This window comes from Burkholderiales bacterium (assembly GCA_023511995.1).
GTDB lineage: Bacteria > Pseudomonadota > Gammaproteobacteria > Burkholderiales > Thiobacteraceae > Thiobacter.
Window position 1 is genome coordinate 1 of sequence record JAIMAL010000033.1, and the last position, 11,681, is coordinate 11,681.

Here is an 11,681-nt window from a genome sequence, read left to right on the forward strand (position 1 = left end):
GCCCTGGCTACCCTCACCGGCGAATTCACCTCGGACGATCTTCTGGGGGAGATTTTCGCCCGCTTTTGTATCGGAAAATAGTGAGTATTCCGGCATAGTCCGAAGCCTTCCGCAAAAACCCAGTAAACCCCACGTAACTGCCGGCTTTTTGCTCTGCAATGGGCTGCATAAGCTCAGAAACCTTTGGCACTCCTGTGAACCAGCTGGAAGGCCGCCCGCAAGGCCCAAGGCGGCAAGCCGGCCGCCCTGGCTGCACAATCCTCTGCTCCCAAGAGGCGAAGAACCCCCAACACGGATCCCCGCCTGGTGAGCGAAATCCGGCGGCTACGCACGCTCCACCCGAACAAGGCCAAGGCCAAGCTCCACGTGCTGCTCGCCCCCTGGTGTGCCCAGCACGGCATCGCGCTACCTAGTGTCTCCACCATTGGCCGCATCATCGCCAGAGCGCCCGACAAGATGCGCCACGCCCCCAGCCGCATCGACAGCCGAGGGAAAGCCCAAGCCCCTGCGGCGGCACCAGACGCCCAGAAAACCCAAGCAGGTCAAGGCCCAAGCCCTGGAGGTGCTCGCTTGCTCGACCCGCGAGCGCATCCGCGACGGCATGCGCCGCTACATCGTCACCTTCATCGACCCGGTCTCGCACTTTGCCTTTGCCGTGGGGCTACCCTCCAAGCACGCCCGATACACCGCCCGCGCCCTTGATTCGGGCCTGTCCTTGCTGCCTCACACCCCGAAGGTCGTCCTCTCCGACAACGGTAGTGAGTTTGAAGGCGACTTTGCCCAGCTCCTTAAGGAGCGCGGCATCAAACGCTGGTATACCTACCCCAAAACCCCGAAGATGAACGCCAGACGCTCGCTTCAACCGAACGATCCAAGAGTCCTTCGTGGACTACCACGAGGAGTTGCTCTTCACCGACCTTACGCTCTTCAACCGCAAGCTCGCCGACTGGCTGGTCGTCTCAGACGCCGAGCGCCCGCACCACTCCTTTGGCCAGCAATCTCCGCTATCCTTCCTCCTGCAACATCAACCCGAGTGCCAAAGGTACTGGACTCATCCAGCGTATTGGTCCATCGAGCGTTGGCGGCTGCGCTCCCGCAAAGCGGAAATGATGGGGGCGGCGCTGGCCGCCATTCGGCGCGGTGAGGACTTCGGGAAAACCGACGATCTTCTCTTTGCCCATGAACAGGCGGAAAGTTGCTTGCTGGCCTTGGACGCCGCCCTGCTGACGATTTGCGCGGACAACGGCATCGACCCGGCAGACGTGCGCAGGGTGGCGGGGGCGGAACCCTTCAAGCCCATGCGCGAGGGCGTGGCACCGGACGGCGAAATGCAGGCCGCGATGCAATCGGCCTTCGCGCAACTGCTGGCCGTGTGAAATGGACACCTGCCCGACGGCCGAGGAACCGACCGAGGCGACGGTGGAAGAAGTGGCCGTCTGGCTTTCTGCATCGGCAAGTAGGGGTGCTTCCGGAGAGATCCGGTGCGGGCCAGTATTCAGCGGTAAAGGCTATCCTGAAGCGGCTCGCGAGGCGGGGGCGGCACCCGACAGCACGGTGGCCGAGTTCTGAGCGCGCTGCTTCCGCGACAAGCTAGGCAAGCACCGGCGGGTCTCACGATTGCCCGCCGCAACTTCGACGCGCCCATCGTTCCGGCCAACGGCACAAAGCGGGGGTGGTATACCGCGACCCTTGCGGTTCCCGGCTCGCCTCCGCGATCGGGACGGACAGAATCACAAACCTCAAACGATGACACCGATCGACGATAGCGACGGTCCGAGACCGAGCGAACGGGGACGCCGTCGAGCGCATGCCCCGACATATCGACGGACTGGTGCGAGCGTCGGCGCGATCGCGCTGTCGTCAATCCGTTTCGAACCCGTGGGTCTTGAACTTCAGGGTTCTGCTGTTCTCGGTGACGGTGCGAACGGTCTGCTCGCTGGCTCCGTCCGGAAAGTGCGCCTCGATCTCGAGCGTCACCGAAACCTCGGCGCCCGGTTGGCCGACGAGATGCGCGATGACTTCCTCGGCGATCCGCCCGGCATCCCGGCCGACGCGCGTCGGGTCGAGCGACACCGTGCCGTGGAAGCGGCGCGGTAGGCGAGGCGGCACCGGCGTTGGCTTTGAGTCGCCTGGCCTCTGTTCGCCTGGTTCCGGTCCGGGTGGCGGTACGGTGTCCGCGCCCGGCGCGGCCGGCACCTCGGCTTGGAGCTGGCGGCGCGCGACCTCCGGCTTGACGATCAGTCCCGCGTCCCCGGGGCCCAGCGCGACGACCTGCCCGCCGCGCAGGCCGCGATACCGTCCGCCGGCCTCGTCGAAGCTCTCGGCATAGGCGAACGTGTCGGACTGCCAGGTCGGCAGCGCCACGCCGTCGCGCATCGCCTGCGCCAGCACCTCCGGCCCGGTGAGCCTGGGCAGATAGAGGTAGCGCGCGAAGTCCTCGACGAGTTGTCGAATGGCCACGTGGTCACCGCGCCACAGCGGCACCTCGTCCAGATGCTTGCGCAGGATCGTGGAGCCCAGGCTGGTGATGAGCAGGTCTTCGCTGCGCAGCTTCTTGCTGGCGCGGACGGCAAGCGCATCGGCGCCGGTGAGCCGCAGCGCATGCCACTCGACCGCGGCCTGCGGCGTCTTCTGCTCCGGCACCAGCAGCCATTGGTAGGTCTCCGGCAGACGCGCGGTGACGGCGGCATCGGCGGCCTGTTTCTGCGTTTCGGCCTGCCTGACCTGGTGCGGGTCGAGGTTCAGCGCTTCCTTTTCTTCGAGGATCGACTGCCATGCCAGATACCGGCGCACCGCCTCGTCCAGGTCCTGCAGCCGCACCTTGTCAGCCGCGAGGAACACCAGCGTGTTGCGATAAAGGCGCGGCGTATTGCCGCGCGATTCGAGGATCGCCTGCGCAGCAAGCTGTGCCGCGTTACCCTCCTCCTTGCCGTAGGGGTGCTCGGGCGGCAGCACGACTAGCCGCGCATCGAGATCGTCCGGCACGTCCGCGCCCGTGCGCGGCAGCGGGTGCACGCGCGAGAAGTCGCCCGGCTTCTTCAGGTCTGCGCGCACGCGGGCCTCGAGTTCCGCATGCACCTTGTCGGGGTCGCGCTTCAACTGCTCGGCGCGGTCCTCGGCGAGCTTGGTGACGGTGGGCTGCGTTGCGTACCAGAAGCGCGGCCCGTCCTGGTAGAGGTAGGTCGCCGCCGCGGCCAGGCGGCGCAAGGCATCGCCGAACACCGCCGGCGATTCGCCCGGCATCACGCAGCCGAGCTTCACGCGCCGATCCTCCAGCCCGCGATGCGCAGCCGCCGCGATCGGCGCGGAGCCGAGGTAGATCGTGCGCGCCACGCGCCGCGTGGCGGAGAGCTTGCCGAGGTTGGGCACCTCACCGTCGATCTTGAGCGGCAGCGAGCTCGGCCCGTCCACGTCCTTCTCGATGATCGGCACCCAGTTGTCCGAGAGATAGCGTGTGAGCTCGAACTGCACGCGAGGATCATCGAGAGGAATCGTCGACGGCAGGATGAGCGGGTTGCGGTCGCCCTTCTCCCACAGGCAGTGAACCACGGCCGCCATCAGGCGCAGCACACCGCGCGTGCGTTGGAACTTGACCAGCGTGGACCAGTCCTCGTAGAGCCGGTCGAATATCTCCGGGTGGATCGGAAACGCGGCCTGGATGCGTTTTTCGTAGTCGGTGCTCTTGCACTCGGGCGGAAACTCCGCGGCTTGAGCGCGGTAGAGGTCGGCGAAGGCGCGCGCGGTGACGTCGCGCTGCTTGAAGGCCTCTGCGCCGGAGAGCGGCTCGAACAGGCGCCGCCGCACGATCTCGAAGCCTTCCTCGGCCGACGCCGGCCGCCACGACGACTCCACGCGCCCGACCACGTTGCGCAAGCGGTCGAGCGCCTCACGGCCACGCAGGCCGCCCACCTCCACGTCGTCCGCCTGGGTGTCGGATGCCGGCAGCGAGATCACCAGCAGACAGTTGCCCGCGAGCTTGGCCGACTCGGTCAAGGCCTGCGCAAAGGTGAACTGGGTCTCGAAGCTGCCGGCCGGCAAGTCGCTCTGGTCGTGCAGTTGCCGCGCGTAGGCCACCCACTCGTCGATCAGGATGAGGCACGGCCCATGCTCGCGCAGCAGCTCGCGCAGCGCGTCACCGGGGCTGGTCGCGTTTTCGTCGTCCTTGGCGATGCGCGCATAGGCCTTCTGGCCGCCGAGCTGCCACGCGAGTTCGCCCCACAGGGTGCGAACGACGGTGCCGTCGGGCTTGGTCACCGGGTTACCCGGTGAAATCTTGTTGCCCACCAGCACCACGCGGCGGGCGGTCGGCAGCCGGGTGACGCCGGCGGCGGCCATGACCTCGTCCACGCCCGCCAGCTCCCCGGGGGCGCTGCCGCCGAACAGGTGGTATAACGCCAGCATCGAATGGGTCTTGCCGCCGCCGAAGTTGGTCTGGAGTTGCACCACCGGGTCGCCGCCCTTGCCCGAGAGGCGTTCGACGGCGCCCACGAGCAGCCGCTTTAAGCTCTCGGTGAGGAAGGTGCGGCGGAAGAACTCGGCCGGCTCGCGGTATTCGTCGCTGCCCTCGCCCAGATGCACCTGCCACAGGTCGGCCGCGAACTCGGCCTGCTGGTAGCGGCCGCTGGCCACGTCCGCATGCGGGGTGACGATCTCGCGCCAGGGCTTGAGCGTGCCGGTCGCCGCCTCGATCAGCGAACCGCCGGCCTTGCGCTTCTCGCCGCGCACCTGCTCTTCGATGGTCAGGCGGCGCAGTTCCATCATCATGCGGTCCACCTCGTCGGCCTCCTTGGCCGACACGGCGGTGAGCAGCCGCACCATCGAGTCCATGGCCCTCTCGGCATCGCGGCTCGAAAACGGCTCCTGGTGCGCCCACTTGTTGCGCCAGTCGCGCAGCTCCTGCACCAGGGATCGCTCGGCGCGACCAAGGGTGCGGCCGAATACCTCGTTCCAGGCCTCCCACATCAGCTTGAGCAGGGCCGAGACATCCCATTCCTCGACGGGCTTGTTGGCCAGCAGCGGGTCTTCGATGAAGCTGCGCACCCGTTCCGGTGTCAGGCTGTTGGCGGCAATGGCGCTTTTCACCTCCCGCCCGACGAAGGGCCCGAGCCCGGACTTCAGGAGTTCCAGCGCCTTGCCGACGCGCTCGTGATTGGTCATGGCCACGGTTCAGCGTGCTCCCAACAGGGTTTCCAGTTGCGCCGCCAACGCCGGAACGGCCGTGGTTGCCGTCTTCCGCCGTACATCGAGGTCGATGTCGCTGTGCGGCCCCGCCGTGCCCGTCAGTTGCGAGCCGAACAGGGACAGGCGGAGGATGTGGTGCGTGCGGCAAAAATCGGCCAGCGTCCCTCGATCGATGTTCAGGCTCGGATGCATGGCAAGACCTCCCTATAGCAAGTCGGCTTGCGCCGGTGCGGACGGGTATTGTGCCGTCTCCCGCGCCAGCCGCGCGATCTCCGGCCAACTCTGCACCAGCGCATTGTACGACAGCGCCTCGGCCGCGCGCTTCTTGCGCTCGCTGAGGGTGTAGAGGCGGTAGGCCAGCTCGCGCGCGACCTCGGCCTTGGCGCCGAGCTTCGCGACGAGGGAGGCAGCGGCGGCCTCGCCGCCGGATTCGAGCGCGCGGATCAGGTGGTGCACCGTCTCCCAGGCGGTGAGGCGCGCGTCCAGCGCCGGGCCCCAGTCGGCGGGCAGTTCGTCGGGCTTCAGCAATCGCACCCTGCCGCGGGCCGAGGCCACGATGCCGGCCTCGACCATGCCGGCCACGCTCGTGTTCTTGGCCTTGGACAGCGTCTCGGCCACGCCGAACTCGCCCTCGGCAAAGCCGTGCTGCTCGAACCAGGCCAGCGCCCAGCGGCTGTCGGCGTCGAAGTCGCCCTCCTGCTCGGCGAGCGCCTCGTCGAGCGTGGCGTTGATGAGCGCCAGCGCCTCGCGCACCGAGACGGGCCGCCCTTCGGCATCGAGCACCTTCGCGTAGCGGGTATAGACCGCCATGCCGGGGCCGATGGCCGCCTGGGCGAGGTCCACCGGGGCGATGTTGGCCTTTTGCAGCTCGGCCAGCGCCGGCGGCAGCTCGGCCTTGAGCGCGTCGACGAACTCGCGGCGCGTGGCGGTGGGGGCGTTCGCGGGGCGCGGGCGGCAGACGAGGACGATGCTGGAGGCGAGGGCGGCGACGTTCTTCTTCAAGTTGCCTGTGTACTCTGTCCGCATCGGCCAGGTGCCGCTGATGGCGAAGCCGGCGCGGATCACCGCGTCGAGAAAGGTCTCCCAGCCGGTGCTGGACGTGCCCTCGTCGCTCTCGCTCTCCGACTGCTTGAAGGCGTAGTAGATGGTGACCGGAAAGGCCGGGTGCGACTGCTCGGCCAGGCGGTGCATGGCCTGTGTCATGCCGTCGAGGAAGAACGCCTCGGCCTTCTCCTTGCTGCCGTGGCGGTAGGGCGTCGCGACCAGCTCCTCGGCCTTGGGCACGGCCAGCGTGGCGAACAGGTCGGGGAAGACGGGTCGCAGCGAGCGACGCAACCAGACATAGAAGAAGTCCGAAAGGTCCGCGTAGCCGATGTTGTCGTAGTAGGGCGGGTCCGTGGAGACGAGCTTGTCGCGAGTCAGGTCCTGATTTTGTGCGTCTTGCTGTTGAGCTAAGCCATAGGGAAACGCGGGAAGAGTCGTCTCCAACACGCGCGTCATGTAGTCAACTTGGCCAAGGAAATTGCCGGTTGACCTACTAAACGGATTGCCTTCGACGAAGTCCCATGTCATCGGCAATGCTTGCCGAGCAAATACTTGCTGAACGTTCTCTCCTTTCTGATCCCAGAAGTTGAGGGTGGCTGTTCGATTTGCCTGCCTGCTTATGCCGATTCCCAAATACACCCCCACCGCCTCGGCATACGCCGTGGCGCCGGTGCCGCCGTCGCGCAGCGGCTGGCCGTCGTCGGGCAGGCCCGCAGCGAGGGCGTCGCGCTTGACCCGCGCCATCGCCTCGCCCACCAGGTCCGAGAAGGTCGTCAGCGCCACGAGCTGGCGGGGCGTGAAGAGGTCGCCGTAGGTCGTCAGACCGTAAGGCGGTGTCCATAAAGCACGCGGGTCAGGCGCGAGGGGTGTCTCCGGTTTCCAGGTCGGCTTCGCCTCCCGCGCAATCGCCTCGTGTTCTGGCGTGGGCGGCAAGTACGCCCGCCCGCGTTCGCCCTCGGCGACGATCGCCATCAGCCGCGCGCCCATGCGCCCGGCCTGGCCCTCGGCCTTGATATAGTCGCCCGCGATCGGCGTGCCCGACATCAGGCAGCGGAAGTTCGCGCCGCGCGCGAGCTTGGTGCCGTTCTTCGCGGCCTGCGCATCCTTCGGCTTGCCCACCTTCACGGTGAACCGATACCCGCCGCCTTCGATCACCGGCTCGACATACGCCTCCTTGCCGGGTTTGGTGGAGAGCATGAAGGTCGAGGCGAGCGGCACCTCTACGTCGGCGAAGGCGGGGTTGGGGCTCTTCACCGTGCGCGCCCAGAGCCACGCGATCACGGTGAGCTTGCGGCCGACGTAGGGCTCGAGGTCCGGCCGCGCCGAAGCCATCTCGGCCGTGACCTCGACCTTCGGATAGAGGTGGCCGATGCGCTTTTCCGCCTCGTCGCGCATCCACTGGCCGTAGTGGCGCACATCGGCCGCGAGACCTTCGGCCCCGCGCCAGGTTTTAGGGAATAGGGTGTGGGTTATAGGGGATCGGCGTTGAGACGCTGACGTAGAACGGTCAGCATTCTGCCCAGTTCGCCCGTCACAGACAGGGCTGTCGCTGCTTGATTTTCCTTGAGCAATCCCGTTCTGACTGCCAGCAGCAGCAACGTCTCGGTCTCCGCCAGCGATCCCCTCGCGATATTCACGAAGTTTGCATAGTCCTTCCGTGTCCCCCTCGCGTGTCCTTCCGCGATGTTCGCCGGAACCGACGCCGCTGCTTTGAGTAGTTGCCCCGTTAACCGATACTCCTCCGTCTTCGGGAGTACCTTGGCCAGCCGGTACACTTCCTCCGCTAGCTCCATCCCCTTCTGCCAAACCTTCAAATCCCGATACGATTCGATCTTGCCCATCCCTATCCCCTATCCCCTGCAACCTATCCCCTGGATTGACGGGCGGCAGCCCGGCAAACCGCGGCGGGATCTCAATCATCGCCTTGTTGATCAGCACTGCGACCGGGTTCAGGTCGGAGGCAAAGCTCTCCAGCCCCAGCCGCTGCGCCTCCAACGGCAGCGCCCCGCCACCGGCGAAGGGGTCGTGGAAAGCGGGCAGCCTGTCCGGGTTGAAGAGTTCGGCAGCGCGAGGATGGCCGGCATGGTCGCGGCAGGTGCGCCGCCAGCTTTTCCAGATTTCGTCGCGGGCGGCCTGCAAAACCTGCTCGTTGGTGGTGTTCTCCCACTGCACCAGGTCTTCGATGATGCGGAACAGCCGCTGGCGCTCCTTCTCCTGTGCCTCGGGCGTGGGAAACTCCTCGGGCACGCTGGCGGGGTCGTCCACCATCTGCGCGAAGATCACGGCCCGCGCCGCCGCCAGTGGGCGGCGCGCCCACCACAGGTGCAGCGTGGAGGGGTGGCCGTGGCGGATGCTCTTCTCGCGCGCGCTGGCCTGGTTGATGGCTTCGAGCGGCAGGGCGACTTCGATGAGTTTCTTTCTCATAGCACCCTCCACCACGGCGCGGCGAGCACCCGCCGGGTCAGCGGAAAGACTTCATCGCCGCCATACAGCAGAAGCCCGCCGTCACACTTGCCCTTGTACTCATCGAGGAAACTCTCCAGGCCCTTGGCGTCGGCAGGTACGGCTCGGATGGCGGTTTTGACCTCGATGGGCAGGAGCCGCTTGGGCGTCTCGATGACGAAGTCCACCTCCACCCCACCCGCCGTGCGCCAGTACAGAATTTCAGGCCGGGGTGTTTCCAGCTCCCGCCAGGCCAGCAGATCCAGGAGCACGAGGTTTTCCAGATGCGCGCCGCGCGGCTCGGTCTCGCCGCTCAGGTACAGTGCAAAGGCGGTGTCGCCCCAGTAGAGCTTGGGGGCTTTGATGAGCCGCTTGGTGCGATTGACTGCATAGGCGGGCAAGCGCAGGGCCAGAAAGCTGGCCTCCAGCACGTTCAGGAAACGGTGCACCTGGGGCTGCGCCAGCCCCACGTCGCGGCCCAGCTCCGCCTGATTGAGCAAGGAGCCTAACCGCAGACAAGCGGCCTGGGCCAGCCGGCGGAAGTCGCCCAGGTTTTCCACCGCCCGCAGGTTGGGCAGGTCGCGCTCCAGGTAGGTCTGCAAATAGCCAGAGAACCAGAGCGTGCGCTGCTCGGGCGTGGACAGTTCATGTGCCGGAACCGGCATACCGCCGCGCTGCACCGCCTCGCGCCAGTCGGCGGGGGCGCGGGGGGTTTGGGTCAGCACCTCGGGCCACTGCACCGCGGGAACGGCAAGCAGCTCACTCCAAAGGCCGGTGCGGCCCTGGCCCGCCAGCTCGCCCTGGGTGAGCGGCCACAGCGTGACGTAGACGGCACGGCCCGCCAGCGACTCGCCAATGCGCTCGAGCATCAGCAGGTTGGCCGAGCCGGTCAGCACGAAGCGGCCAGGACGCCGCGGTCGGTCGCGGTCCACGGCACGCTTGATGGCGATGAGCAGATCCGCGGCCCGCTGCACCTCGTCCAGCACCAAGGCCGGCGCGCGGGCTACCAGCGCTTCTGGGTCGGCCTCGGCCTGCAGCCGCACGGCGAGGTCGTCGAGGGTGAGGTAGGGCCGGTCGGCCAACTCCGGATGGGCCTTGACCAGCGTGGTTTTTCCGGTCTGACGGGCGCCGAGCAGCACCACCACCGGCATGACGCCCAACGCTCGATCCAGCACTCGGGCGGCTGCCCGTGGGAGCAGCGGGCGGATACCTGATTCCATAACGGAATGATAATCATACATTCAAAGCAATGCAATCAGCCGTTACCCTGGCTCATCGGCTCGGGCCAAAAGAGTGGCAAAGTCGTAGTTCACGCTGGTCACGCCGAAGTCCGGCTCGCGCTGGAAAGGGCGACGCAGGTAGCGCACGCGGTGGTTCCCGTCCTCCAGGAACTCGACGATGGCGAGGATGAAGTCGTCGGGCTTGTTGAGCGAGGTCAGGATTTCGTTCTTCGTCACCGTCACGGTGTCTGCGCCGGCGACGCGCCCCTTGACTTCGATGAAGCGCAGCCGGCCCGTGCCGGGCACGCGGCTTTCGATGTCGTAGCCAAGCTTGTCGAACTCGCGGTCCACGGGCTCGAAGCCCAGCCGCCGTTCGACGTCCATCACGATTGCGCGCGCCCGGGCGGCGGCGGCCTGCGTATCGGTGGGCACGGCGGGAACCGGTGCGGCACGCCCGGCCGCTTTGGCGAGCAGACCCATCGGCACGACGACGACCCCGCCCAGCACCACCGGCGGCAGCGCCGAGACCTGGGCCTCGCGGTCCAGTTCGGCGAGTCGCCGCTCGAGACGCGACTGCAGTTCGTCGGCCCGGCGGCGTGCCTCCTGCGAGTTGAGCCGCGCGCCGGCCTTGCCCGCCTGCTCCTGGAGCCTGAGCGCTTCGGCGCGGTGGTCCCAGTAGGCGATCTCCTTGGTGAGGCGGTCCTTGACCGCCGTGCGCGTCTTTTCGATCCATGCCAGGCGCCGTTCGCGCACTTCGCGCACGTGCTCGGGAACGACGCTGGCGATGGCATAGCTCTGTGCACGGGCTTCCAGCTCGCGCGTGATCCACGCCGCCTCGGGCCGGGCCAGCAGGGTCGCGGCGTCGGGCTCGTCGGCCGCCAGCGGGCGGTAGTCGAGGTAGGGCGCGTAGTTGAGGCGCCGCATGCGACCGTCGGCGTCCATCTCGACGTAGAGCACGCGGCGCGAGATGGTGCGCCGCTCGCCGGCAGCGGTGAGGCTCGCATCCTGAATGACGTGCTCGAGGAAGAAGAGCACGCGCGGGCTCGTGCCGGAATCGCGCTCGTCCACCAGCACCGTGCCCCGCTTCATCAGGTCGCGCTGGCGCTCGAGCGTCAAGTCCAGCACCGCGTCGAGCAGCGGGTGGCCGGGGCAGACGAACGCGGCGAGCGGCTGGCCCGGGGGCGCGATCAGATCCTTCTCGAAGACGATGCGCTCATAACGCGGGAGCACCGGATCGCCCGCGCCGATCTGGCGGTCGCGGTGGCGCACCGGCGCGGGCACGTGCGTGATCTCGTAGCGGCGTGGCTCACGCTCGCGCACGGTACCGCCCAGGCGCGTGAACGCCTCGAGAAAGAATGACTCGACGTAATGCGGCTGCAGGCGCCGCGCCTCGGCGCGCTCCATCTCTTCGCGCACGCGCGCCACGCGGCTTAAGTCCATCGCGTCGTGGGCCAGCGCGCGCTCTTCCAGCAGGTTCTGCATGTGCACACGGTCGACCGCGTGCTCGACGGCGCGCGTGAGGCGCGCGCGCACCTCGGGCCGGTCGCCATAGCGGATGGCTTCGATCATCAGCTCGCGCAGCGGCCGGCCCTCGAACTGCAGCTTGCCCAGCACGTCGAAGACCTGGCCGCCGAGCGCCTGGCGCGCTTCCTCGAGCTTCTCCAGCAGGCGCCGGTAGACGTCGCCCTCGCGCGTCTCCTCGGCGACGAGGTTCCACAGGTGGCAGACCTCGGTCTGGCCGATGCGGTGGATGCGGCCGAAGCGCTGCTCGATGCGGTTGGGGTTCCACGGCAG

Annotated in this window: 7 protein-coding genes and 1 pseudogene; 2 read left to right on the forward strand and 6 right to left on the reverse strand. The window is 67.5% G+C overall.

Annotation, left to right across the window (positions count from 1 at the left end; translation table 11 throughout):
• The first annotated feature begins 601 nt into the window (after window positions 1–601).
• On the forward strand, window positions 602–1,144 hold the full coding sequence (locus K6T56_12260; GenBank protein ID MCL6557120.1) for a DDE-type integrase/transposase/recombinase: 543 nt from the start codon (window positions 602–604) through the stop codon (window positions 1,142–1,144).
• On the forward strand, window positions 1,107–1,376 hold the full coding sequence (locus K6T56_12265) for a hypothetical protein (protein ID MCL6557121.1): 270 nt from the start codon (window positions 1,107–1,109) through the stop codon (window positions 1,374–1,376). The genes K6T56_12260 and K6T56_12265 overlap by 38 nt, the downstream gene beginning before the upstream one ends.
• Before the next feature lie 484 nt (window positions 1,377–1,860).
• Here K6T56_12265 and K6T56_12270 read toward each other — a convergent pair whose 3' ends face one another.
• The 6 genes and pseudogenes from K6T56_12270 to K6T56_12295 all read right to left on the reverse strand — a co-directional run.
• Complete coding sequence (locus K6T56_12270; GenBank protein ID MCL6557122.1) at window positions 1,861–5,157, reverse strand: DUF499 domain-containing protein; 3,297 nt, start codon at window positions 5,155–5,157, stop codon at window positions 1,861–1,863.
• 9 nt (window positions 5,158–5,166) lie between these two features.
• Window positions 5,167–5,373, reverse strand: coding sequence for a nucleotidyltransferase domain-containing protein (locus K6T56_12275; GenBank protein MCL6557123.1), 207 nt, complete (start codon window positions 5,371–5,373; stop codon window positions 5,167–5,169).
• 2,321 nt (window positions 5,374–7,694) lie between these two features.
• Window positions 7,695–8,066 carry a four helix bundle protein gene (locus tag K6T56_12280; protein MCL6557124.1) on the reverse strand — a complete coding sequence of 124 codons (372 nt, stop codon included), beginning with the start codon at window positions 8,064–8,066 and terminating at the stop codon, window positions 7,695–7,697.
• Window positions 8,067–8,115: 49 nt separating this feature from the next.
• Window positions 8,116–8,649 (reverse strand): annotated as a pseudogene (locus tag K6T56_12285) (DUF1156 domain-containing protein).
• On the reverse strand, window positions 8,646–9,842 hold the full coding sequence (locus tag K6T56_12290; GenBank protein MCL6557125.1) for an ATP-binding protein: 1,197 nt from the start codon (window positions 9,840–9,842) through the stop codon (window positions 8,646–8,648). Before K6T56_12290 ends, K6T56_12285 begins: the two are co-directional and overlap by 4 nt.
• 87 nt (window positions 9,843–9,929) lie before the next feature.
• Window positions 9,930–11,681 (reverse strand): DUF3883 domain-containing protein (locus K6T56_12295; GenBank protein MCL6557126.1); only part of this gene is annotated, 1,752 nt, incomplete at its 5' end.